Source organism: Tatumella citrea (assembly GCF_002163585.1).
Lineage (GTDB): Bacteria > Pseudomonadota > Gammaproteobacteria > Enterobacterales > Enterobacteriaceae > Tatumella > Tatumella citrea.
In genome coordinates, this window is sequence record NZ_CP015579.1 from 39,203 (window position 1) to 63,864 (window position 24,662).

Annotated in this window: 24 protein-coding genes; 13 read left to right on the forward strand and 11 right to left on the reverse strand. The window is 49.5% G+C overall.

The window, feature by feature from the left end; genetic code table 11:
* Window positions 1-7: 7 nt before the first annotated feature.
* On the reverse strand, window positions 8-277 hold the full coding sequence (locus tag A7K98_RS00220; RefSeq protein ID WP_087486769.1) for a DUF2756 domain-containing protein: 270 nt from the start codon (window positions 275-277) through the stop codon (window positions 8-10).
* 444 nt (window positions 278-721) lie between these two features.
* Between A7K98_RS00220 and A7K98_RS00225 the strand changes: the two genes are divergently transcribed.
* The 4 genes from A7K98_RS00225 to gntU all read left to right on the forward strand — a co-directional run bounded on the left by A7K98_RS00225 (window position 722) and on the right by gntU (window position 4,537).
* Window positions 722-1,417 (forward strand): pirin family protein, encoded by a 696-nt coding sequence (locus tag A7K98_RS00225; protein WP_087486770.1) that lies wholly within the window; start codon window positions 722-724, stop codon window positions 1,415-1,417.
* A gap of 109 nt (window positions 1,418-1,526) precedes the next feature.
* A complete protein-coding gene (gntR, locus tag A7K98_RS00230) occupies window positions 1,527-2,522 on the forward strand; it encodes a gluconate operon transcriptional repressor GntR (protein WP_087486771.1) in 996 nt (331 codons plus the stop codon).
* Window positions 2,523-2,653: 131 nt separating this feature from the next.
* Complete coding sequence (gene gntK, locus A7K98_RS00235; protein ID WP_087486772.1) at window positions 2,654-3,184, forward strand: gluconokinase; 531 nt, start codon at window positions 2,654-2,656, stop codon at window positions 3,182-3,184.
* A 12-nt stretch (window positions 3,185-3,196) separates the two neighbouring features.
* Window positions 3,197-4,537: a gluconate transporter gene (gene gntU, locus A7K98_RS00240; protein ID WP_087490307.1), complete on the forward strand. Its 1,341-nt coding sequence runs from the start codon at window positions 3,197-3,199 to the stop codon at window positions 4,535-4,537.
* Between the two features lie 60 nt (window positions 4,538-4,597).
* Here gntU and A7K98_RS00245 read toward each other — a convergent pair whose 3' ends face one another.
* Window positions 4,598-5,191, reverse strand: a complete 594-nt coding sequence (locus A7K98_RS00245; RefSeq protein WP_038016486.1) for a YhgN family NAAT transporter — start codon at window positions 5,189-5,191, stop codon at window positions 4,598-4,600.
* A gap of 301 nt (window positions 5,192-5,492) precedes the next feature.
* Here A7K98_RS00245 and asd point away from each other — a divergent pair, with 301 nt between their 5' ends.
* Complete coding sequence (asd, locus tag A7K98_RS00250) at window positions 5,493-6,602, forward strand: aspartate-semialdehyde dehydrogenase (protein ID WP_087486773.1); 1,110 nt, start codon at window positions 5,493-5,495, stop codon at window positions 6,600-6,602.
* A 66-nt stretch (window positions 6,603-6,668) separates the two neighbouring features.
* On the opposite strand, the gene glpD is transcribed toward asd, so the two are convergent.
* Window positions 6,669-8,195 (reverse strand): glycerol-3-phosphate dehydrogenase, encoded by a 1,527-nt coding sequence (gene glpD, locus A7K98_RS00255; protein WP_087486774.1) that lies wholly within the window; start codon window positions 8,193-8,195, stop codon window positions 6,669-6,671.
* A gap of 229 nt (window positions 8,196-8,424) precedes the next feature.
* Between glpD and glpE the strand changes: the two genes are divergently transcribed.
* From glpE to A7K98_RS00270, 3 genes are read left to right on the forward strand one after another with little or no spacing between them, the layout of a single operon-like run.
* The gene (glpE, locus tag A7K98_RS00260; RefSeq protein ID WP_087486775.1) at window positions 8,425-8,757 is read left to right on the forward strand and encodes a thiosulfate sulfurtransferase GlpE; all 333 of its coding nucleotides are present in this window, start codon (window positions 8,425-8,427) and stop codon (window positions 8,755-8,757) included.
* A gap of 23 nt (window positions 8,758-8,780) precedes the next feature.
* Window positions 8,781-9,614, forward strand: coding sequence for a rhomboid family intramembrane serine protease GlpG (gene glpG / locus A7K98_RS00265; RefSeq protein WP_087486776.1), 834 nt, complete (start codon window positions 8,781-8,783; stop codon window positions 9,612-9,614).
* Between the two features lie 46 nt (window positions 9,615-9,660).
* Complete coding sequence (locus A7K98_RS00270) at window positions 9,661-10,419, forward strand: DeoR/GlpR family transcriptional regulator (RefSeq protein WP_087486777.1); 759 nt, start codon at window positions 9,661-9,663, stop codon at window positions 10,417-10,419.
* A 47-nt stretch (window positions 10,420-10,466) separates the two neighbouring features.
* Here A7K98_RS00270 and nfuA read toward each other — a convergent pair whose 3' ends face one another.
* The gene (gene nfuA / locus A7K98_RS00275; protein WP_087486778.1) at window positions 10,467-11,042 is read right to left on the reverse strand and encodes a Fe-S biogenesis protein NfuA; all 576 of its coding nucleotides are present in this window, start codon (window positions 11,040-11,042) and stop codon (window positions 10,467-10,469) included.
* Between the two features lie 57 nt (window positions 11,043-11,099).
* A complete protein-coding gene (gene gntX / locus A7K98_RS00280; RefSeq protein WP_087486779.1) occupies window positions 11,100-11,783 on the reverse strand; it encodes a DNA utilization protein GntX in 684 nt (227 codons plus the stop codon).
* A gap of 33 nt (window positions 11,784-11,816) precedes the next feature.
* Between gntX and bioH the strand changes: the two genes are divergently transcribed.
* The 3 genes from bioH (at window position 11,817) to A7K98_RS00295 (ending at window position 13,506) form a co-directional block, all read left to right on the forward strand.
* Entirely contained in the window at window positions 11,817-12,587 is a 771-nt protein-coding gene (gene bioH, locus A7K98_RS00285) for a pimeloyl-ACP methyl ester esterase BioH (RefSeq protein WP_087486780.1), read from the forward strand.
* A 166-nt stretch (window positions 12,588-12,753) separates the two neighbouring features.
* Window positions 12,754-13,029 carry a YdgH/BhsA/McbA family protein gene (locus A7K98_RS00290; RefSeq protein ID WP_087486781.1) on the forward strand — a complete coding sequence of 92 codons (276 nt, stop codon included), beginning with the start codon at window positions 12,754-12,756 and terminating at the stop codon, window positions 13,027-13,029.
* A gap of 174 nt (window positions 13,030-13,203) precedes the next feature.
* The gene (locus A7K98_RS00295; protein WP_087486782.1) at window positions 13,204-13,506 is read left to right on the forward strand and encodes a putative quinol monooxygenase; all 303 of its coding nucleotides are present in this window, start codon (window positions 13,204-13,206) and stop codon (window positions 13,504-13,506) included.
* Between the two features lie 82 nt (window positions 13,507-13,588).
* On the opposite strand, the gene A7K98_RS00300 is transcribed toward A7K98_RS00295, so the two are convergent.
* Both A7K98_RS00300 and greB read right to left on the reverse strand, forming a co-directional pair.
* On the reverse strand, window positions 13,589-15,898 hold the full coding sequence (locus A7K98_RS00300) for a Tex family protein (protein WP_087486783.1): 2,310 nt from the start codon (window positions 15,896-15,898) through the stop codon (window positions 13,589-13,591).
* Between the two features lie 98 nt (window positions 15,899-15,996).
* Entirely contained in the window at window positions 15,997-16,476 is a 480-nt protein-coding gene (gene greB / locus A7K98_RS00305) for a transcription elongation factor GreB (RefSeq protein WP_087486784.1), read from the reverse strand.
* Between the two features lie 329 nt (window positions 16,477-16,805).
* Here greB and ompR point away from each other — a divergent pair, with 329 nt between their 5' ends.
* Window positions 16,806-17,525: an osmolarity response regulator transcription factor OmpR gene (ompR, locus tag A7K98_RS00310; RefSeq protein WP_025901501.1), complete on the forward strand. Its 720-nt coding sequence runs from the start codon at window positions 16,806-16,808 to the stop codon at window positions 17,523-17,525.
* Window positions 17,522-18,877: a two-component system sensor histidine kinase EnvZ gene (envZ, locus tag A7K98_RS00315; protein WP_087486785.1), complete on the forward strand. Its 1,356-nt coding sequence runs from the start codon at window positions 17,522-17,524 to the stop codon at window positions 18,875-18,877. The genes ompR and envZ overlap by 4 nt, the downstream gene beginning before the upstream one ends.
* Window positions 18,878-18,921: 44 nt before the next feature.
* Here envZ and pckA read toward each other — a convergent pair whose 3' ends face one another.
* The 4 genes from pckA to A7K98_RS00335 form a co-directional block, all read right to left on the reverse strand.
* Window positions 18,922-20,547 (reverse strand): phosphoenolpyruvate carboxykinase (ATP), encoded by a 1,626-nt coding sequence (pckA, locus tag A7K98_RS00320; protein ID WP_087486786.1) that lies wholly within the window; start codon window positions 20,545-20,547, stop codon window positions 18,922-18,924.
* A gap of 263 nt (window positions 20,548-20,810) precedes the next feature.
* The gene (gene hslO, locus A7K98_RS00325; protein ID WP_087486787.1) at window positions 20,811-21,677 is read right to left on the reverse strand and encodes an Hsp33 family molecular chaperone HslO; all 867 of its coding nucleotides are present in this window, start codon (window positions 21,675-21,677) and stop codon (window positions 20,811-20,813) included.
* A 24-nt stretch (window positions 21,678-21,701) separates the two neighbouring features.
* A complete protein-coding gene (gene hslR / locus A7K98_RS00330) occupies window positions 21,702-22,106 on the reverse strand; it encodes a ribosome-associated heat shock protein Hsp15 (protein WP_087486788.1) in 405 nt (134 codons plus the stop codon).
* A 328-nt stretch (window positions 22,107-22,434) separates the two neighbouring features.
* Window positions 22,435-24,561, reverse strand: coding sequence for an IgaA/UmoB family intracellular growth attenuator (locus tag A7K98_RS00335; RefSeq protein WP_087490308.1), 2,127 nt, complete (start codon window positions 24,559-24,561; stop codon window positions 22,435-22,437).
* Between the last annotated feature and the right edge of the window lie 101 nt (window positions 24,562-24,662).

The following is a 24,662-nucleotide window of genomic DNA, read 5'->3' on the forward strand; positions in this document are numbered from 1 at the left end:
TGTTCATTCAGGGCTGAGAATTATTAATCCGCTGCTGTGATCTCTGCTGTTGCTGACGAATCTTCTGCTGCAGAGCCTGCGATTCCATCTGCTGATCATTACGCAGTTTCATCTGCTCCTGCTGTTGTTGCATCTGCATCTGGTTTTGCATCCGTTGCTGGGAAATATTTGGAGTAACACCGGCAGGGCGGGTCGTTGCCAGCGGATTATTGTTAATCGCAGCCACTGCCATCAACGGCAGTGCCGTTATTAACGCGGTTAGCAGAGTTTTTTTCATTGTGACCTCCGGTCTAATCAGCTTTCTTAATTATAGTTTTGGCACTGCCAGCGGGCAACTTTGTGCCTGCCTGCTATGTTGTCTCAGTTTGCTGTCAGCAGCGACCCGAACAGTGCTGATGCTCACACTACGGGACACTTTTCGCAGTAAATATCAAAAAAAGTAAAATTTGCCTTTACAAGTGATAATGATAATGATTATTATTCAATTGTCTTCACGAGACATCTCACTCAGATAGCTGGTGAAGACACGACATTGCTCACATTGCTTCCAGTATTTTTTGCCAGCCTTCAGGCTGGCTTTTTTTTGCCTGTCATTCAGCCAGCCAGAGCTGCCAGACCTCGGCCATCCTCTTCACTTTTTTTGAACAGAGGCATGAAGTTTTTCCGCTATTTTTTAGTGCTGTTCAGGTTCAGACTAATAAAAAAATCGGAGGGCAATGAGATGATCTATTTACGTAAAGCAGAAGACCGCGGTCACGCAGAACACGGCTGGCTGAACAGCTGGCACACCTTTTCTTTTGCCGGTTATCACGATCCAAATTTCATGGGATTTTCGGCACTGAGAGTGATTAATGAAGATATTATCGCTCCGGGCCAGGGATTTGGGGCCCATCCGCATAAAGATATGGAAATTCTGACCTATGTCTTGTCCGGCGCTGTTGAACATAAAGACAGTATGGGGAACAAGGAACAGATTCAGGCGGGTGAATTTCAGATAATGAGTGCCGGTACCGGCGTTCGTCACTCTGAATATAACCCCAGCAGTACCGATCCGTTACATCTGTATCAGATCTGGATTATCCCGGAACGCGCCGGTATTGAACCTCGTTATGCGCAGCGGAAATTTGCGGCGAAGCAAGGACGGCAATGGGTACTCACTCCGGATGGCCGGGAAGAGTCACTGATAGTCTGGCAGGATATGACACTATCACGCTGGGCACTGCTGGCAGGCGAACAGGACAAGTTGCCACTGGAAGCTGGCCGAAATACCTGGATTCAGGTGGTCAAAGGCAGCCTGACTATTAACGGGCAGCAGGTAAACACCAGCGATGCTTTGGCGATCAGGGATGAAGATGCGCTGGAGATTGCTGCTGATAGTGATGCAGAGATTCTGATTTTCGATCTGCCTCCGGTCTGATAGTCCGTGACCAGATAGCCCCGTTGCGCGTGATTGCCGGCGGGGCATTTTTGTGTGGCAAATTAATGCTAAACTCGACCTAATCTTTCTGGTGTGAGTTTCGCGAGCGATGAAGAAGAAAAGACCGGTCCTTCAGGATGTTGCCGATAAACTGGGAGTCACTAAAATGACTGTCAGTCGTTATTTACGTAATCCTTCCCAGGTCTCGACCGCATTAGGAGCAAGGATAGCTGTTGTGCTGGATGAGCTTGGCTATATCCCCAACCGTGTTCCGGACATGCTGTCTAATGCTACCAGCCGTGCAATTGGTGTTCTGCTTCCCTCACTGACCAACCATGTGTTTGCCGATGTACTACGTGGTATTGAGACTGTTACTGATGCCGCAGGGTATCAGACCCTGGTTGCGCACTTTGGTTATGATGCACAGAAAGAAGAGCGACAATTGCGGTCTTTGCTGGGCTGGAATGTTGATGGTGTGATACTCACTGAAAGAACCCACACCCCGGCGACTCTGCGCATGCTGGAAATAGCCGGAATACCGGTGGTCGAAATAATGGATTCTGCGTCACCGTGTCTCGATATGGCCGTCGGTTTTGATAATGTGGAAGCAGGACGACAGATGACAGAAATGCTGATTCGTCACGGCCATCGTTCACCTGTTTATCTTGGCGCCAGACTGGATGAACGTACTCTGCAAAAACAGCAGGGATACGAACTGGCAATGCGTGAGGCAGGGCTGGAACCGATGAGCATTATGGTTGAGATGTCATCTTCTTTTACCACCGGGGCTGTGCTGTTACAGCAGGCGTTGCAACGCTTTCCACAGATGGACAGCCTCTGCTGTACCAATGATGACCTGGCTGTTGGTGCCATGTTTGAATGCCAACGGCAGGGGATAGCGGTGCCGCAACAAATAGCCATCATGGGATTTCATGGTCACGACATCACGCGAGTGGTGACCCCGGCGCTGGCCACGGTAGTTACTCCCCGTGAGCAGATAGGCGAAGAAGCCGCCAGGATGTTACTGCAACGACTAAAAGGCGGTACGGTGTCAGAGAGAGTGCGTAATCTGGGATTCAGTATCGATTGTGGTGGCAGTATTTAAGCAATTTTTATGATTCAGTTCACAGTTTGATGTTTTATTTGCCAAAGCTGTTGCCAGTAAATGTCCCGGTCATGACAATGTTTGATTAATTGTTATCGGTAACATTGCTGCATCAACAGTCGGAGCAAAAAATGAGTACAGCTTCTTCAAATCATCATGTGTTTATCCTGATGGGCGTTTCCGGCAGCGGAAAGTCGGTGGTCGCCAATCGTGTCTCTTACCAGTTGCAAACCGCATTTCTTGATGGTGACTTTCTGCATCCCAGAGCGAACATCATGAAAATGGCTGACGGGCATCCGCTCAATGATCAGGATCGTCAACCCTGGCTGCAGGCCATTAATGATGCGGCTTTTGCTATGCAGCGGACCCAGGCTGTATCGTTAATTGTGTGTTCGTCACTGAAAAAAAGTTATCGCGATATTCTTCGTGAAGGTAACAGCAATCTTAAGTTTGTTTATCTGAAAGGTGACTTCGATACCATCGAATCGCGTCTTAAAGCCCGCAAGGGACACTTCTTCAAACCCGCCATGCTGGTAACACAATTCGCAACTCTCGAAGAGCCGACCCCGGATGAAACTGATGTCCTCACGGTGGATATCCGGCAGTCGCTGGATGAGGTTGTTGCTGCCACGGTAGAAGCGATCAAACACGCAATTCAGTAAGGATTAATAATGATAAGTACCGCAACACTGGTGCTAACCGCAGCCGGATCAGTTCTGCTGCTGTTACTGCTGGTTATGAAAGCCAGGATGCATGCTTTTGTCGCTTTAATGTTAGTCTCCGTGGGTGCCGGGATGATGTCCGGAATGCCACTGATAAAAATTACTGAAACCATGCAAAAAGGCATGGGTGGCACTCTTGGCTTTCTGGCCATTGTGGTCGCACTGGGAGCCATGTTCGGAAAAATTCTGCATGAAACCGGGGCTGTCGATCAGATTGCTATCCGCATGCTGAAAACCTTTGGTGAAAAACGGGCGCACTATGCGATGGGTATTGCCGGATTTATCTGTGCATTGCCGTTATTTTTTGAAGTGGCCATTGTATTGCTGATAAGCATTGCGTTTGCTGTTGCCAGACGTACTGGTGGCAATCTGGTGAAACTGGTGATTCCGTTGTTTGCCGGGGTTGCGGCGGCAGCGGCTTTTGTACTGCCGGGGCCAGCTCCAATGCTACTGGCCTCGCAGATGCATGCTGATTTTGGCTGGATGATCCTGATAGGGTTATGTGCAGCCATCCCTGGCATGTTGATTGCCGGTCCGTTGTTTGGCAGCTTTATTTCCCGACATGTTCACTTTTCTCTGCCTGCCGAAGATACTCAGCCGCAAGTTGAAGCCCATAAGCTCCCCTCTTTTGGTTTTAGCCTGTCACTGATCCTGTTTCCGCTGGTGCTGGTAGGGCTAAAAACTATCGGCGCACATTTTGTGGCTGCCGGAACTCCGGTATACAACTTCCTGGAGTTTATTGGTCATCCGTTTATTGCGATTCTGCTGGCCTGTCTGATCACCATCTATGGTCTGGCGTATCGTCAGGGGATGGATAAATCACGGATTATGCAGATCTGCGGGGAAGCGCTACAACCTGCCGGTATTATTCTGCTGGTGATTGGTGCGGGTGGGGTATTTAAACAGGTACTGGTGGATTCCGGAGTAGGTCCGGCACTGGGTGATGCCGTTGCAGGTGCCGGATTACCGGTGGCTGTGGCCTGTTTTATCCTGGCGGGTGCTGTCAGGATCATTCAGGGTTCTGCGACTGTTGCCTGTCTGACGGCAGTCGGACTGATTATGCCGGTGATCGAACCGTTGCATTACAGTGGTGCTCAGCTGGCTGCACTTTCTGTCTGTATTGGCGGTGGATCGATTATTTTCAGCCATGTGAATGACGCTGGTTTCTGGTTATTTGGTCGTTTTACCGGAGCCTCAGAAGCCGAAACACTGAAGACCTGGACGTTGATGGAAACTATTCTCGGAACCAGTGGTGGCATCATTGGCATGCTGGCCTTCTGGCTGCTGAGCTAACTCTCCCCGGCTGCTTGTGCCGGAATAACGCCGCAACAGTAAACCTGCTGCGGCGTTTTTTTATAACTTCATATAGGCGCGTATTCCATCAAGGAACATCTGTGTCGCCAGCATAATCAAAATTAATCCCATCAGCCGTTCCAGTGCATTCACACCTTTACTTCCCAGTAACCGCAGAAAGATCCCGGACAGTAGCAGAATGGTCGAAGTTATTGCCCAGGCGAGTAACAGGGCCAGTACCAGCATTCCCGGCTGTCCCGGGTACTGGTGAGACATCAGCATCAGGGTCGCCAGTAACGAAGGGCCGGCAACCAGCGGAATGGCTAACGGTACCAAAAAGGGTTCTTCGCCAGCCGGAAGCCCTGAGCTGTCATTACCAGGACCCGGGAAAATCATTTTTATCGCGATCAGAAACAAAATAATACCGCCGGAGATAGATACCGTCTCAGCCCGTAAATTGAGGAAAGACAGAATCTTTTCACCGGTAAACAGGAATAGCAGCATAATAGCCAGAGCAATAAGCAGCTCTCGCAGAATAACGATTCGCCGCCGCCGGGGGTCAAGATGTTTGAGTACTGACATGAAAATAGGCAGGTTACCCAGCGGGTCCATGATAAGCAGCAGTAGTATGGTGGCGGAAATCATTTCGGTCATGAGTGGCGGAGTATCCTTTAGCTAAACGACAGATATAAGTTCAATTGTTTAAAAAGCCCGGCTCATCGAATTAATTCACTTGCCAGACTGTGTGCATTTTGTAGAGTTGGGGGGCACAGGTAAATCTGATTATGATGCCGGATGCTCAGAACAGGCATTTTAGTTAATTTTTTTTCAGTAAGAAGCATCTGGTCAGTATAAATCCGCCCGGTGATCGTATAATCCTGCGATACGTTGTCAATGTTCCTGACAGTGTGGTGTGGCAAAATCTGGCTCAGAATACAGGATAAGCAGGCATAACATGAAAAATGTAGGTTTTATTGGCTGGCGCGGTATGGTGGGTTCCGTACTGATGTCCAGAATGGCAGAAGAACGTGACTTTGATGGGATCAATCCGGTCTTTTTCTCTACCTCGCAGCACGGCCAGCCGGCACCGTCATTCGGTGGTCGTCAGAATGGTGTTCTGCAGGATGCCGGTGATATTGAAGCATTACGCGCGCTGGATATCATTATCACCTGTCAGGGTGGAGACTACACCAGTGACATCTATCCAAAATTACGCGCTTCCGGATGGCAGGGCTACTGGATTGATGCAGCTTCTACTTTGCGTATGCAGGATGATGCGATCATTATTCTGGACCCGGTTAACCAGAACGTCATTCACCAGGGGCTGGAAAAGGGCATTAAAACTTTTGTTGGTGGTAACTGTACCGTCAGCCTGATGCTGATGTCTCTGGGCGGTCTGTTCAGCCAGGGGCTGGTTGAATGGGCTTCTGTTGCTACTTATCAGGCTGCTTCCGGTGGTGGTGCCCGTCATATGCGTGAGTTGTTAACTCAGATGGGTATGCTGCATAACCATGTCGCGAAAGAGCTTCAGGATCCGGCATCTGCGATTCTGGACATTGAACGTAAAGTGACAGACCTGACCCGTTCAGGAACCTTACCAACCGATAACTTTGGTGTTCCTTTAGCAGGCAGCCTGATTCCGTGGATTGATAAACAGCTGGATAATGGTCAGAGTCGTGAAGAATGGAAAGGCCAGGCAGAGACAAATAAGATCCTGGCATCCGACAAAATCATTCCGGTTGACGGACTGTGTGTTCGTGTAGGAGCACTGCGCTGCCATAGCCAGGCCTTTACCCTGAAACTGAAGAAAGATATCCCGCTGGCAGAGATTGAGCAGTTACTGGCAGGACATAACGAATGGGTCAAAGTTATTCCTAATGACCGTGAGCTGACTATGCGGGAACTGACGCCTGCTGCGGTGACCGGAACGCTGAGCACACCAGTAGGGCGGTTACGTAAGCTGAACATGGGGCCTGAATATCTGTCGGCCTTTACTGTTGGCGACCAGTTACTGTGGGGAGCCGCAGAACCACTGAGAAGAATGCTGCGCCAGCTGGCTGGTTAAGTTTCATCGGTGAGTGATAAAAAAAGGCGGCTAATTAAGCCGCCTTTTTTATATCAGATTAGCCACTCAGATTTCGGTCACTGCATGCAGTTTCGTCGGTGCCGGTACCACAGGGTGCTGGGCCTGCAACCATTCGGTGATTCGAGCCTGCTGTTCCTGAGTCAGCCACATACCCTGTTTGGTCCTGCGCCAGATAGCATCATCCAGCTCACGGACCCATTCGTGATCTACCAGATAGCGGAGTTCGGCTTCATAAAATTCATGGCCGAAATTCTCTCCTAAATCTTCCAGCTGCTGTGCATTACCCAGTAACTTCTCAGTATTGCTGCCATAAGTACGGGCGTAGTGGGTAGCCATACCATCGGTAATAAATGGATAGCGTCTGCGTAAGCCTGCTGCGAAATCTTCGCGGCTGCCAGAAAAATGGCCACCAGGCAGTACAGAGTTTTTAGTCCATGCCGGGCCCGCTCCGGGATAGTATTTTGCCAGTTTCTCCATGGCATGTTCTGCTAACTTACGATAAGTTGTCAGCTTGCCACCGAATACCGATAACAATGGTGCTTTGCCCTGGTCATCATGCACATCCAGTGTGTAGTCACGGGTGACGGCCTGAGGTGAGTCAGATTCATCGTCACACAGTGGACGGACACCGGAATAAGTCCAGACGATATCCTGGCGAGTCAGACTGTGGCGGAAATGCACATTAAATACCTTCAGCAGGTAATCAATTTCGTTATCGTCAATGGCAACCTCTTTTGGATCGCCATGATATTCGACATCCGTCGTCCCGATAATCGAAAACTCATCCATCCACGGAATAACAAACACAATCCGGTGATCTTCGTTTTGCAGAATATAAGCCTGCTTTTCGGTATGAACCCGGGGAACCACAATATGGCTGCCTTTGATCAGACGAATGCCATAAGGTGATTTCAACTCCAGCCCGTGATCGAAGAATTCTTTCACCCACGGCCCGGCAGCATTCACCAGACCTTTAGCCTGCCAACGAAACTTCTCACCACTGTCTGTATTTTCGGCTTCAACCACCCAAAGGCCGTTTTCGCGCCAGGCCCGGGTGACCCGGGTACGGGTTTTCACTTCACCACCGCGTTCGGTCACGGCTTGTGCATTCAGGATAACCATTCTGGCATCATCTACCCAGCAGTCTGAATATTCAAAACCGCGGGTAATTTCTGGTTTCAGAACCGAATCACTGCCAAATTTGAGCCCTTTACTGGCTGGCAGGCTGGTACGTTTACCCAGATGATCATACAGAAACAGACCCATTCGGATCATCCAGGCCGGGCGTAAATGCGGGCGATGAGGCAGCCGGAAGCGCATAGGAAACGCCAGATGAGGTGCCATTTTCAGTAGCACTTCGCGCTCGGCAAGGGCCTCACTGACCAGCCGGAATTCATAATGCTCCAGATAGCGTAAGCCGCCATGGATCAGTTTCGAACTGGCAGAGGAAGTAGCAGATGCAAAATCCCTGGCCTCCAGCATCAATACCGACAGGCCACGTCCGGCTGCATCTGCCGCAATACCGGCGCCGTTGATACCGCCGCCGATGACGATAAGATCTTTGGTTTCCACGTAATATCCCCCGATGTTCGGAAAATCATTTTATGTTCGTTTTCGAACGTAATAGTAGTCGAAAACAAACATTGATGCCAATAGTTAACCAGACTAAAACAATTTTGCGTGATACAGATAACATAACGACACAACAAAAAAGCCTGTGGAGATTTTTTAACAGATTATTGAAGGCCAATATCGGGTTACAATGTGCAACAGTGATCTGATGAGGTGAATGAGAGACATTATGGAAACTTACGAGTGTATCAGCGTGCAGCAGGCCGGTGAAAAGTTCCGACAAGGCGCTCTGCTGGTGGATATCCGCGATCCACAAAGCTTTGAAGCCGCACATGTGGCTGAGGCTTTCCATCTGACCAATGGCACACTGAATAACTTTATTGCTGGTGCTGATATGGATCAGCCGGTATTAGTCCTCTGTTATCATGGCAACAGCAGCAAGGGTGCTGCACAATATCTGATTAATCAGGGATTTGATCAGGTTTATAGTGTTGATGGTGGTTTTGATGCATGGCGGATCGCCTTCCCGTCGCAAATCCGCAGTGATGCGAGCCAGAACTGAAAAGGTGATGCAGGGGTTATTTCATGAAATGTATTTCGCAGTTTTCGAACCCGCGCATGGCTCAGGCATTTATCGATTATATGGCGACCCGCGGTATCCGGCTGCATCTCGAACAACAGCAGCAACACTACCTTCTATGGCTGGATGATGAAGAACAACTGGCAGTGACTGAAGAAGAGCTTAGCCAGTTTCTGCGTGATCCCAATCATCCCCGCTATCAGGCTGCGAGCTGGAAAAGTGGTGATACCCGGTTTCAGATGAGTTATCCACGTGGCCATCTGTGGCGGACTATCCGTGAGCGCGGTGGCCCCATGACCATGACGATGTCGTCTATCTGTATTGTGGTGTTTATCCTGATGCAGGTACTGGGGGATGAAACCGTACTGAGCTGGTTATCCTGGCCGGACGGGCCAGATCAGTATTTTCAGGTTTGGCGCTGGTTTAGCCATGCTTTCCTGCATTTTTCATTGCTGCATATTCTGTTTAACCTGCTGTGGTGGTGGTATCTCGGCGGCGCGGTGGAGAAACGCCTGGGAACAGGCAAACTGTTTGTGATTACCCTGATTTCTGCATTACTGAGTGGCTGGATGCAGGCAAAATTCAGTGGTATCTGGTTCGGTGGGTTATCCGGGGTGGTGTATGCCCTGATGGGTTACTGCTGGTTGCGGGGCGAACTGGATCCAGACAGCGGTGTTTACCTGGAACGCGGATTGATTGTTTTCTCTATCCTGTGGCTGGTGGTGGGATATTACGGCTTGTTCGGTATGTCTATCGCAAATATGGCTCACTTCACTGGTTTGCTGATCGGGCTGGCGATGGCCTATATGGACAGTCGGGCAGCCAGCAAGAAGCGCTGACAATGAAAATAATAAACCTCATAACCTACCTTCAGAGGAATGTAATGTGAAGCAGACCCAGCGTCATGACGTAATTATTGAAATGGTAAAACGTCAGGGATATGTGAGTACTGAAGAGCTGGTCGAGCATTTTTCTGTCAGTCCGCAGACAATTCGTCGCGATCTGAATGATCTTGCTGAGCAGAACCATATTCAGCGCCACCATGGCGGTGCTGCATTGCCCTCCAGTGCAGAAAACACTGCCTGGCATGACCGTAAGATGATGTTTTCGGAAGAAAAAGCCAGGATCGCTCAGAAGGTTGCTGCGCAAATTCCGGATGGCTCAACGTTGTTTATTGATATCGGTACTACGCCAGAGGCAGTGGCGCATGCATTACTGAATCATAACCATCTGCAGGTAGTGACCAATAATCTGAATGTTGCTTTGTTATTAATGACCAGACCGGATTTTCGGGTGATTATTGCTGGTGGCGACGTACGTTCACGGGACGGAGGGATTATAGGTGAAGCAACCATGGACTTCATCTCACAATTCCGTCTCGATTACGGAATCCTGGGGATCAGCGGAATCGATATGGACGGTGCATTGCTGGAGTTTGATTATCACGAAGTGCGTACCAAACGGGCAATCATTGAGAATTCCAGAAATGTGATTCTGGTGACTGACCACTCAAAATTTGGCCGTAGCGCCATGGTTAATCTTGGCAATGTCAGTATGCTGGATAGTCTGTATACCGATAAGAAACCGCCGGAAGAGTTACTGAAAGCGATTATTCAGAGTGATGTTCAGCTGGTACTTTGCTAAACAAAACTGCCCGCATTTCGTTGGAAGAAGTTGCGGGCAGTTTGCTGTTAATAGTAAGAGTGCTCACCAGGTTGGTGTTCGGTCAGATCGCGTACCCCTTTAAGTTCAGGGAACGCAGCCAGCAGCTCTTTTTCAATCCCTTCTTTCAGGGTGACATCAACCATTGAACAACCGTTGCATCCACCACCAAACTGCAGAATGGCATACCCGTCATCGGTAATTTCCATCAGCGAGACTTTCCCGCCATGACTGGCAAGCTGTGGGTTGATCTGGGCCTGTAACTGATATTCGACCCGTTCAATCAGCGGTGCGTCATCAGAAACCTTACGCATTTTCGCATTCGGTGCTTTCAGGGTCAGCTGAGATCCCAGATTATCGGTCACAAAATCTATTTCGGCCTCTTCAAGGTAAGGCGCGCTCAGTTCATCAACGTAAGCTATCAGATTATCGAAACGGAGTTCAGTATCTGTGCTTTCCACAGCGTCCGGGGGACAATAGGAGACACCACATTCTGCACTAGGGGTCCCCGGATTGATCACAAAGACACGGATCTGTGTGCCTTCTTCTTGTTTAGCGAGAAGCTTAGCGAAATGCTCCTGGGCAGTGTCAGTAATACGGATCATAGCATTGCTCAATAGTTGACTGAAACAGTGGGTTATAATACGCCCATCACCGTGTCTCTACAAGGTTCGGCACAGGCACCAGACCTGGATATCAGCCACGGCAGATTGGGTCAGCAATCGTGATATTTCACCGGCGGTACTGCCGCTGGTTACAACATCATCTACTAATGCAACATGGCGTCCTGCCAGCGACTTTTCAAGACAGAACGCGTTATGCAGATTCTGTTTTCTCTGCGAGATATTTAGCTGATGCTGAACAGCGGTCTTACGGATACGCTGTAAAGCCTCTGGTGAAAACTCACAGCCCAGCCAGCGGGCCAGTGGTTGAGCCAGCAAGGCTGACTGGTTAAATCCTCGCTGCCGAAGCCGTTGTTTGTGTAATGGTGAGCATAGCAGGATATCCGGCTTGTGCAGTCCATTCTCTCTGTGTTGCTTAAGCCAGCTTAGCAAAATAAGCCGGGCAAGCATCACCGAGAGTGCGGTATGACCGGAAAATTTAAATTTATGTAACAACCGGCTCAGCGGTGGCTGATAATCTCCTGCACAAACCAGGTGTTGCCAGGGCGGGGGTTTTTGCAGGCAACGGCCACATTCTGCAGTACCTGGTGCAGCAGGTAAGCCACAGCGCAAACACAGTGCTGGTAAACACGGCAAACGGCGCTGGCAGCAGCTGCATATACCAGTGGCGGGAAGGGCCAGTGGCAGGTGGCATAACCAACAATAACTCTTCATGGTAAGCATGGTATCCTGTTATCCATTTACGCGGGGTCATTCATCATGTCGCTTTACTGGCATACTTGTGGAGAAGGAAAGACGGATCTTGTGCTGTTGCACGGATGGGGACTGAATGCTGAAGTATGGCAGCCGGTCACTGAGCAACTGAGTGCGCATTTCCGGCTGCATCTGGTCGATCTGCCCGGTTACGGACGTAGCCAGGGATTTCCGGCTCAGACCCTCGATCAAATGGTAACGACTCTGCTTCCTCATATACCCGAAGATTCGCTGATTGCCGGCTGGTCTTTAGGAGGACTGGTGGCGACCCGGTTGGCTGGTCTGCCAGGAACGCCGGTTCGCGGGCTGGTAACCGTTGCCTCCTCCCCTTGTTTTACTGAGCAGGAAAACTGGCCTGGCATCAAACCTTCGGTATTAGAGGGGTTTCGTCAGCAGCTCAGTAACCACTTTGAAAAAACCATTGATCGGTTTATGGCATTGCAAACTCTCGGTACTGAAACTGCCCGACAGGATACCCGGTTACTGCGTGAGGCCATTTTATCGCAACCGTTACCTGATCCGGCTGTGCTGAACACCGGACTCGGGATATTACAAACCACTGATTTGCGAGGGGAATTACCTTTGCTAAAGGTCCCTTGTTTGCGGATTTATGGTGCACTGGATGGGCTGGTTCCGCGAGCGATTGCGGATAAAGTTGATCAACTGGCAGGGCAAGGTAAGTCGGTAGTGATTGCGAAGGCCGGCCATGCCCCCTTTATTTCTCACCCCGACGAATTTTGCCATGAGGTTATTAATTTTTTGCTATTTTGTTAAAATAATTCCGCGTAATATTGCCTGTTTGCCAATCCCGCACTAATAATTTAGGTGAGATTCGCAATGATCCCGGTGGTACTGTGGCATGCAGGCTTTCTGACCTTGTAGTCATCCTTGTATATGCCGCAGCGGGATTCTCAGATAACCAAAATCATGAGGCTATATTATGAAATTTATTAATTATGCAATACCTGCGCTGGTGGCTGGTGTTCTTTCCTTTTCCGCATTCGCTGCAGAAGAAGTGACTCAGGATCAGGTTGATCAGATGAAACTGACGTCGCTGGGGACAGTATCTGTATCAACTACTGATAATGCAACCGCACCTATGGATGCGCATAAAATACTTTCTAAAGAGGCAGATGAAAAAGGCGGGAAATACTTCCGGGTCATCGCCGGACGTGAGCATGGTAGTATCAGCGCTGTTGCTGAAGTGTATAAGTAAATTTTCCTTTGCAGGCAACGCCCGTTGCCTGCATCTCCCTTTACCCTTCGATGCTGCATTGTTCAGCACTGGTTGTCATTGACTACTACCACGTTGCATACTTGAATACCATCAAAACGATACCGTCACTATTCCCGGTATTCTGTGTTATCAATTTCAACTTAAAGGGCAGCTATGAGTCAGGTTATTACTGTTACTGCATTAATTACCGCAAAATCGGGTGAACAACAGGTTGTTGCTGAAGCATTGAAAATCGCCGAAAGAGAAGTGCAGGAGGAGCCAGGGTGTGAAGCTTATGTCCTTCATCAGAACCTCGCGAATGCATCACAATTTCTGATGCTAGAGAGATGGACTTCCGCACAGCATCTGACAGAGCATGAGCAGTCACCGGCCTTTAAAAAACTCGGTGCAGCTATTGGTGGTCGTGTTGATATCGAAGTGATTAAATCAGTGCCATTCGCCGGGGCTGGTCACTAAGTCCTCTGGCGTACTTCTCAAAACCGAGAAGCTGGCGGAACACGCGATGGTGATTCCGCCAGTATTTAGTGTCGGATCGGACCTAATGTTTTTTACCAAAGGCGGCTGCCAGTGCATCTTCCATTGCACTATTGCCCGCAGGTTTCTGACGAGATTTGCCATTATCCTGACGAGCCTGAGGCCGTGATTGCCCCTGGGCTGCTGGTTTGCGGCGTTCTGCCAGTTGTTCATCCAGACGCATTGTCAAAGCAATACGTTTGCGCTGTAAATCAATTTCCAGCACTTTCACCTTCACGATATCACCCGCTTTGACCACTTTATGCGGGTCCTCGACAAATTTATCGGAAAGTGAAGAGATATGTACCAGCCCGTCCTGGTGAACACCAATATCCACAAATGCGCCGAAATTCGTGACATTAGTGACCGAACCTTCCAGAACCATCCCGGGCAGCAGGTCAGACATGGTATCCACACCTTCGGCAAACGTCGCAGTGCGGAATTCCGGGCGCGGATCGCGGCCAGGCTTCTCGAGCTCTTTTAAGATATCGTTCACAGTAGGCAGACCAAAACGGGAGTCAGTAAACTGCGAAGCACTTAACGACCGCACAGCAGCACTGTTACCCATCAACTCATCCAGAGCCTGCTGAGTAGCTGCCAGAATTCGTTCCACCACCGGATAAGCTTCAGGATGGACGGTGGATGCATCGAGTGGGTTATCTCCCTGGTTTATCCGTAGGAACCCGGCACACTGTTCAAACGCTTTTGGCCCCAGCCGGCTGACTTTCAGAAGTTGCTGACGGTTATGGAAGCGGCCATTTTCATCACGCCAACTAACAATATTCTGAGCCATCATCCGTGTAAGTCCTGCAACACGGGTTAGTAAGGCCACAGAAGCCGTATTCAAATCTACACCTACTGCGTTAACACAGTCTTCGACCACAGCATCCAGTTTTTTAGCCAACAGACTCTGACTGACATCATGCTGGTACTGACCAACACCGATCGATTTAGGGTCGATTTTGACCAGCTCAGCGAGTGGATCCTGTAACCGCCGGGCAATAGAGACAGCACCACGCAACGAAACATCCAGATCTGGAAACTCCAGAGCAGCGAGTTCAGACGCAGAATAGACCGATGCACCGGCTTCGCTAACTATCACCTTCTGCGCGGTAACCTGTGGAAATTGTTTCTGGAGATCGAGGAAAAAGCGTTCGGTCTCTCTGGAGGCAGTACCATTGCCGATAGCAACCAGTTCTACCTGATGGCGGGTACAGAGTGCAGCAACTGCTGCCGCTGCTTTTGCGGCCTGACCGGTGTGCGCATAAACCGTATCGGTCGCTACCAGTTTACCGGTAGCATCTACTACAGCAACTTTTACACCGGTACGTAAACCCGGGTCGAGCCCCATTGTGGCACGCATTCCGGCAGGAGCGGCCATCAGCAGGTCATGCATATTGCGGGCGAAAACATTAATGGCTTCTTCTTCCGCTTTTTCCCGCAGAGTACCCATCAGTTCTGTTTCCAGATGGAGCAACACTTTTATCCGCCAGGTCCAACTGATCACTGCTTTGCGCCAGCTGTCAGCCGGGGCATTGTTAAAAATGACCTGTAAATGACTGGCAATCAGGGTTTCACCATAGCTCTCGCGGGGAGGTTCATCCGCTTGCGGGTCCGGATTAATCGACAGCTGAAGTATCCCTTCATTCCGGCCACGGAACATGGCTAAAGCACGGTGAGAAGGGACTGAAGACAGTGGCTCATGGTGGTCGAAATAATCGCGGAATTTAATGCCTTCTTCGGCTTTCCCTTCTGCGACACGTGAGACCAGGTGCGCGTTTTTAGCCAGATAATCACGGACTTTAGCGAGCAGGATGGCGTCTTCGGCAAATTTTTCCATCAGGATATAACGTGCACCGTCCAGAGCGGCGCGGGTGTCTGCGATGCCTTTATCAGCATCTACATACGACAGAGCGGTAGCTTCAGGGTCTGACTGAGGATTTTCCCACAGCTGAGTGGCCAGTGGCTCAAGCCCGGCTTCGATAGCAATCTGCCCACGGGTCCGGCGTTTAGGCTTGAATGGCAGGTAAAGGTCTTCAAGCTCCGTTTTACTCAGTGTGCTGGTGAGTGCAGTGGCGAGAGCGGGGGTCATTTTTCCCTGCTCTTCGATAGATCTGAGAATAGTCTGACGGCGGTCTTCGAGTTCACGTAAATAACTCAGGCGAGACTCCAGCTGCCTTAGCTGGGTATCATCCAGCCCGCCAGTAACTTCTTTACGATAACGTGCAATAAAAGGCACGGTATTCCCTTCGTCCAACAGATGCACGGCAGAATCGACCTGCTCTGCCCGCACCTGAAGTTCACTTGCAATAATCTGGCTTAGCGAATTTTTCATCTTTTGCATCAGGTTTCTACGGGGTTAATTTATAGCGGACAGTTATACGGACTGAGCAGATAAAATGCCAGTAGCCGCGCCCGCTTTGGGAGATATTCCTACCCGGCATCAGGGTAGGTCACGGAATTTACGTACCACACAGCGATGCCAGCAGGTGTTTCGACCTTTACGGTATCACCGGGTTCCTTTTTTAGCAGGGCTCTGGCCATTGGCGAATCTATGGAGATATAGTCTTTACGGCCGAAAATTTCGTCGTAACCAACGATACGAAATTTACGGGTATCACCCTCATCGTTCTCAATTTCTACCTGAGCACCAAAAAATACTTTACCCTGTTGTTGTGGCGAATAATCAACGATACGTAATGCTTCAAGGCTTTTTGTCAGATAACGGACCCGTCGGTCAATTTCCCTTAGCCGCTTTTTGTTATACTGATAGTCAGCATTTTCGCTGCGATCGCCCAGACTGGCAGCCCAGGTGACTTTCTTTGTCACTTCAGGGCGTTCTTCACGCCACAAATAGTCAAGTTCCTGCTTTAATTGATTGTAGCCTTCGCGTGTTATCAGTGGCGTTCTCATTCTGGATCCCCGGGACAGTAATGAAGTGTCAGTAAATAGTCAGCTTTTGTAGGGAGGCGCGTCCGTGGAAGTCAGATTATCTTCATCTGAGCCCGAAATGCGGGCGAGGGGCAGAAATAATGACCCGGGAACGGCTTCTCAAGCCAGGAGAAAAGTTTGTGTAAATTCAATACATTTCCCTGACTGCTATAGACCAAAACAGACATAACTTGCTGTTTAATATGCTTTGTAACAATTTTGGCCAGAATATAAACCATTATAAACTGTCACTGTAATATATCTTTTTTAACAATACAGCATCAGGCAATTGTGCCTTTGGGAGTGAAGAAATGCAGGAAAATTACAAAGTTTTGGTGGTCGATGATGATATGCGACTGCGGGCACTGCTGGAGAGATATCTGACGGAGCAAGGATTTCAGGTACGTAGCGTGGCGAATGCCGAACAGATGGACCGCCTGCTGACCCGTGAATCTTTTCACCTGATGGTTCTGGACCTGATGCTGCCAGGGGAAGATGGTCTTTCTATCTGCCGCCGCTTACGCAGCCAGAGCAATCCGATGCCGATTATTATGGTTACCGCTAAAGGCGAAGAAGTTGACCGTATTGTCGGGCTGGAAATCGGTGCGGATGACTATATTCCAAAACCGTTTAATCCGCGCGAATTGCTGGCTCGTATCCGTGCAGTTTTACGTCGCCAGGCAAATGAGTTGCCAGGTGCACCTTCTCAGGAAGAAGCGGTGATTGCGTTTGGTAAATTCAAACTGAACCTCGGTACCCGGGAAATGTTCCGTGAAGATGAGCCTATGCCATTAACCAGCGGCGAATTTGCGGTGCTTAAAGCGCTGGTTAGTCATCCTCGCGAACCTTTGTCCCGTGACAAGCTGATGAATCTGGCCCGTGGCCGTGAGTACAGTGCCATGGAACGCTCTATCGATGTTCAGATTTCTCGTCTGCGTCGTATGGTTGAAGAAGACCCGGCGCACCCACGCTATATCCAGACTGTCTGGGGCCTGGGTTATGTATTTGTTCCGGACGGCAGTAAAGCATGAAGCGATTCCGCTTCTCGCCACGCAGTTCGTTTGCACGCACCTTGTTGTTAATCGTTACCTTGCTGTTTGTCAGCCTGGTAACGACTTATCTGGTGGTGCTTAACTTCGCTATTCTGCCAAGTTTGCAGCAATTCAATAAGGTTCTGGCGTATGAAGTCAGAATGCTAATGACGGATAAGCTGCAACTGGAAGATGGGACGCAACTCGAGGTTCCTCCGGCCTTCCGCCGGGAGATTTATCGGGAATTAGGTATCTCACTGTATACCAATGCGGCCGCGGAGGAAGGGGGATTACGTTGGGCACAGCATTACGAATTTCTCAGCGATCAGATGGCTCAGCAACTGGGTGGTCCGACAGATGTACGGGTGGAAGTTAATAAAAATTCCCCGGTAGTCTGGCTGAAAACCTGGTTGTCACCCGATATCTGGGTGCGGGTGCCATTGACAGAAATTCATCAGGGAGATTTCTCCCCGCTGTTCCGTTATACCCTGGCGATTATGCTGCTGGCGATTTGCGGTGCATGGTTATTTATTCGCATGCAAAACCGACCACTGGTTGAACTGGAACACGCTGCGCTGCAGGTTGGACAGGGGATTATTCCCCCGCCACTTCGTGAGTATGGTGCCTCCGAGGTTCGTTCAGTGACCCGGGCGTTTAATCAGATGGCTGCCGGGATCAAACAACTGGCTGATGATCGCACTTTGTTGATGGCAGGTGTCAGTCATGATTTGCGGACCCCACTGACCCGTATTCGCCTGGCAACCGAGATGATGGGAGAAGAAGAGCGCTATCTGTCTGAATCCATCAATAAGGATATTGAAGAGTGCAACGCGATTATCGAGCAGTTTATCGATTATCTGCGAACCGGCCAGGAGATGCAGACCGAACGGGTTGATCTGAATACTGTGCTGGGTGAGGTGGTTGCCGCGGAAAGTGGTTATGAGCGCGAAATTGATAATGCGGTTATGACCAGTGAACTGTTGCTGGATATCAATCCGCTATCCATCAAGCGTGCGGTGGCTAATATGGTGGTCAATGCTGCCCGCTACGGCAATGGCTGGATTAGGGTCAGTAGCGGTCGCGAGCTGAACAGGGCATGGTTCCAGGTTGAAGATAATGGTCCGGGAATAGAGCCGGAACAGATTCAGCATCTGTTACAACCTTTTGTCCGGGGCGACAGCGCACGCAGTACCAGTGGTACTGGCTTAGGATTGGCGATTGTACAGCGTATTATTGATGCGCACCGTGGAGAGCTGGAAATTGGCAGAAGCGAGCAGGGTGGGTTACGTATAAGAGCCTGGTTGCCGGTTCCGGCTTCTGAAGTCTCTCAGACAACCACTTCCGGCCACTGACATCTGAAAAGCTGACGGGAATGTTTCATCCCGTCAGTTGACGGTCAGCTATGCAATACCGGTCCTGCTTTCACCAGCTCTTTACCGGTCGCGGTATCTGTATACTGCTCAAAGTTATCAATAAACTTACGCGCCAGAACCTCTGCATTTTCCTGCCATTTCTCTGCACTTTCCCAGCTGTTGCGCGGATCTAAAATACTGTCATCCACATTTTTCAACGAAACAGGGACTTGCAGGTTAAATACCGGAAGGGTATGCAACGGTGCCTGCTGTAGTTCATCACTCAGAATAGCATTGATAATCGCCCTGGTATCTTTCAGTGAAAGGCGAGAACCTTTGCCGTTCCAGCCGGTATTAACCAGATAAGCTTCTGCCCCGGCAGCCTGCATGCGCTTCAGTAACACTTCAGCGTAACGTGTCGGATGCAGCGTTAAAAAGGCAGCACCAAAGCAGGCAGAGAAGGTTGGCGAAGGTTTTACGATTCCCCGTTCTGTCCCGGCCAGTTTTGCAGTAAAGCCCGATAAAAAGTGGTACTGAGTTTGTTCAGGCGTCAGAAGTGATACCGGAGGGAAAATACCAAAGGCATCGGCTGTCAGGAAGATAACCTTACGTGCATGGCCGGCTTTCGAGACCGGGCTGACAATATTATCAATATGGTTAATCGGGTAAGAAACACGGGTGTTTTCGGTTTTTCTGCCGTCATTGAAGTCAATGCTGCCATCGGCCAGTACGACCACGTTTTCCAGCAAAGCATCACGACGGATAGCCTGATAAATTTCCGGTTCAGCCTCTGCGGACAAATGGATAGTTTTGGCGTAGCAACCTCCTTCAAAGTTGAATACCCCATCATCATCCCAGCCGTGTTCATCATCGCCTATCAGCTCTCTGGCCGGATCGGTGGACAAAGTTGTTTTGCCGGTGCCTGACAGTCCAAAGAATACGGCCACATCGCCTTGTTTTCCAACGTTTGCAGAGCAGTGCATTGAAGCGATATCTTTCAGAGGCAGCAGGTAATTCATTACCGCAAATAGCCCTTTTTTCATTTCGCCGCCGTACCAGGTACCACCAATAAGCTGGATACGTTCTGTCAGGTTAAATGCGACAAAGTTTTCCGAATGCAGACCCTGGGCCTGCCAGTCAGGATTAGTACATTTTGCACCATTCAGGACCACAAAATCGGGCTCAAACTCTGCCAGTTCCGCCTCAGTTGGCCGGATAAACATGTTTTTGACGAAATGCGCCTGCCAGGCCACTTCAGTAACAAACCGGACACTCAGGCGGCTGTCGGGGTTTGCTCCGCAAAAAGCATCTACCACAAACAGACGTTTTCCGGATAGCTGAGAACTGACCAGCTGCTTCAGTGACTGCCAGGTTTCTTCAGACAATGGCTGGTTATCGTTTTTTCCCTTACTACTGTCACTCCACCAGACATTATTGCGGGTAGTGTCATCACGAACGATATACTTATCTTTCGGTGAACGGCCGGTAAAAATCCCGGTATCAACCGAAATCGCCCCATTGTTTGTTAGTGTCCCGCGCTCATATCCCTGCAGCCCGGGATTCATTTCCTCATTAAACAGTGTGTCGTAGTCAGGGTTATAAATAATCTCTGACGGGGCGGTGATACCTAATGGCGAAAGATCGGGTAACTTCCCGTGTCTGGAAGACATACTGCTGCTCCTTTGAATCCTGAAATTGCAAATGAAAGTGCCTGGTTTAATGACTGGCAGATTTATCACGCAGGGGGATAATCTGTCTGATGAATCCAGGCAGTTTACACCGGATGGATATTGCAGAAAGCGGGGGCAGAGAAAAGTGTGATGGTGGTTGTAATTCGACTTAATTGTTGGCATTAATTTAAACAATTTATGTCAACAACCCTGTAAAACGGGGCTTTGGAAGAGCGTGCAGCAAGGCACGCTCTTCCGGTAAATCAATGAATTGAGTCGTTACCGGCCACGGCGTTGTTACGAATATTGGCAACATCGACAGCATCATAAATATAATGCGCGCCGCAATAATCACAATGCATATCTATCTGGCCATCTTCAGCCAAAATTTGGTCAATTTCATCGCTGGCAACAGTCTTAAGAACTTCACCACAACGCTGACGGGAACAGGTGCACTTAAACACCACGTTTACCGGATCGAAGACCGTGACTTCTTCCTGATGATACAGGCGCCATAACACATCAGTCGCGGCCAGAGAGACCAGTTCTTCGGCTTTAACGGTATCTGTCAGAGTTGCCAGATGCTCAAAATCATTGGCATCCGTATCCTGCGCAGGTAATACCTGCAGCAGAATTCCGCCGGCACCTTGTTCATTCTGACGAATGATAATCCGGGTCGGTAACTGCTCGGAACGCATAAAGTAGTCTTCCAGGCAGGCTGAAACTGTATCGCCTTCCAGTCCGACAACACCCTGATAGCGTTCGCCTTTCTCAGGAGTAATTGTGATAATCAGATAGCCATTGCCGACCATCTGTTTCAGTGTACTGCTGGGAGCGATATCGCCACGCACACGGGCGACACCACGCAGTTGCTGATGATTATTGCCATTAATCACAGCCATAGATAACGGACCATCTCCCTGCAACTGCACAGTAATATCCCCTTCAAATTTCAGGGTTGCAGTCATCAGGCTGGTCGCTACCAACAGTTCTGCCAGTAATTCCTGAACCGGCTGAGGATAGTCGTGATCTTTAACAATGTCCTGCAGAGTCTGTGAAACATTCACCAGTTCACCACGGACGGCAACATTGTTGAATAAGAAACGATGGAGTTGGTCTTGTACTGACATAAGGTCTCTCTCAGGGTGAATCGTTTATTCATCACCCGTTAATTTAAATTTAATCAAATGACGACGCTCTTTTTTATCCGGACGTCGATCCGGGTTGGGCATCGTCAGGGCAAACTGTTTGCGGGCTAAGGCTTGCGCATCTCGTTTTTCGATACTCTCAGGGGTTTCCCTGTAAAGCAGTTGCGCATCTGTAGCACTGCCACGACGGTCGCTGATCCCGGTAATGATTACCGTACGTTGGTCATTTCCCTGGCGCAAAATCAGCTGTGCATCCAGTTCAACGTGTTTACCAGGTTTAGTTCGCTGGCCGTTATAGTGTACTTTTCCGCCTTCGATCATCTCTCTGGCGATAGCCCGGGTTTTGTAGAAACGAGCCGCCCAAAGCCATTTGTCCAGCCGGACATCCTGGCCAGGTTCCTGTGGTTTCATGCTGACTCCCGTCATATCATCACACTGCTGTGAGTTACCGGTTGAGCTAAGTCCGCGAGGGTGGCAACTATGAGCAGCCAGCCCTGATAACTGAGTTACTGCTCCCCACGCTACCTGTAAGTATGGGTGGATATCAGTAAATCAAGGAACTGAGCACATCCTGTTCATCGTACCTGCATCTTTGCGATATTACATAGCATGATGCCTGACATTTCCGGGATGATTTCATCACACAACAGCAGCGTTATTTCTCAGTATAACTGAGTGGCTATCACTGACCTGTCAGAGCATTGTCTGCAGGACGGCAGATTACCATATTTGCAGGGGATCAGAACAATGAACGTGGCTCCCGGGGGTTACCCAGGGTTGGATTGAAGCATTTATCGTAATATTGCTGGATGGCGATACTACGCAGATGATCTTTGCGGATACCGCGTAACAACAACACGCAGTTTACCACCAGACATACCACCAGGGCGATTAAGAACAAAGAGGTCACCAGATAACGCCATAACACTCCCTGGCCTGGCACCTCATGCAGAGAGACATGAGTTGTACCATTTGCGTCAACAGCCAGAGCGGTAATGATCCCGCTGGCGTTGAACGGAGTATGTAGCAACATTGCAGAAATGCGCTGCAGTTCATCCCACTGTTCCGGAGCATCCAGATTAAACAATGGCACATCCGGTTGCGGCTGTCTGACAAACTGATGGCCCTGATCACTGATCAGCAGATAGCCTCCGGGAGGCGGGCTGTTCAGCGTTTCGATAGCTTTACGGGTTTCGCTGGTAAAAAAGGTAGCCGCTGCACTGTTAACCAGATTTTCCAGAGTGGTGGCGCTGACCGGGCGAAGCAGCACATTAATCCCGTTGAGTTGTCCTGATTTAGCTTTAGCCACCAGAACATTCCAGTCCCTGGCATTCTCCAGGTTAACCAGGGCATTTTTCAGTCGTGTACAATCCATCGGCTGAGCACATAGCTGATTGGTCTGAATCACAATATCGGAAAAATCATCCAACAATATCATCCCGGATTTTTCGATAGCCAGTGCCAGTTGTGGATTGATTTTGAGAGTATCGGTAGAGCCCGGGTGTAATTGCCGGCGAATTGTTTCCAGCAATGCCAGAGTTTCATCAATCGTTTCGGACTGGGGTAACGGCAAAGGTGTGGCGTTGTTCCAGTAAATCGCCGAGCAGTCAAACGGCATATAGCCGTTCATTCGGTTCCCCTGATAAGTACCGGGTACTGAACACATCCCCTGACCTTTGACATTCAACAGATCACCCACCTGAAGTTTCATGGTTGAGAGTTGTTTGAGTGAGGTGACTTCGATGCGCTGGGTGCCTTGCAACCATGCCAGGCTGAGTTTAAAAGGGGTTCCGGTCGGGACCCAGCTCAACATCATGATCAGTGTGAGAATCGAACCCAACGCCAGAATGGCATTTTTCCGCCAACGCACCAGTGGAAATTCGCGAATTTCATCATGTAAGGAGAGGAAACGTCCCTGACGTACCACCTGTTTGCTGGAGTTGATGTCAATCTCTGTGATTTTTCCCAGATCATGATGAATATAAGGCTTCCAGTATTCAGGGTACCGTAGGTCGATCACACCCAGGGAGATATTGCTCTGTTCCTGATTAGATTCACCAAATAATCCCCAACGTTTTGGAATACCCTGCATGCAGTGTATCTCACGAAAATCACCTGGTCTGGCTGGCCGATAGATAAACCAAACAGATCCGGCGATCATCAACAGAGCGGGAAGGGCCAGCCATAGCATTACCCCGGGCGGAACCAGTTGGCTCAAAAACAGAATCAGCATTGCAAGGCAGATAATCAGAGCTTCTGCAGTACCGTCAGGCCTTGATAGTTGATGTTCTTCCGGGGTTTCTTTACGGATATGCAGTAATTCGATATTACTGCTTCGCTCTTTGCGGATCGACGCCGGGGAGTTGGCCGTCGCAGATCGCTGAGCCGGAAGCTCGGAAATTTCCCGGTCATAACTGGTGAGCTGATGGCCGTTCAGTGCAGTGACCAGCAGGATGTTACCGGCAGGAATGAGCTCTATGCTATTTTCTGCCGTGATAAATTGTTCCCAAAGAGGGGGAAGATGAATCTCTAAAGTATCCAGATAGTAACGGCGTTGTTGGGGTGATTCGGTAGATAGACCGTAGCGGGTGATCGGATGGGTGACCGAATAAACTCTGTTGCTTTTTAGCGTTAATACGGGATTTTTACTGGCACCAGGTCGGTTTATTAACGGAAGGAACGATCTGGTGTGGCCAGGCATACGAGCCAGGTATCTGATAACAGCCTGCTTTTCGTCAGAGGAAATCTTACGGAGCGAGGCGGGCGTCCGTAATAATATTTTCTCCGGGGAAGCCCGGTACCTCGTGACATAAACTATGATGGCGACTGTCAATATAATTGCCAATGCCAATAGTGTGATGATCATGATCATGCAGTGTTCAACCTGGCCCTGAAAAATTCACAAAGGTGATCAATCCCGGAAAAAATGCATTATTGTCATTTTTATCGAAAAAATTGCCATTGACA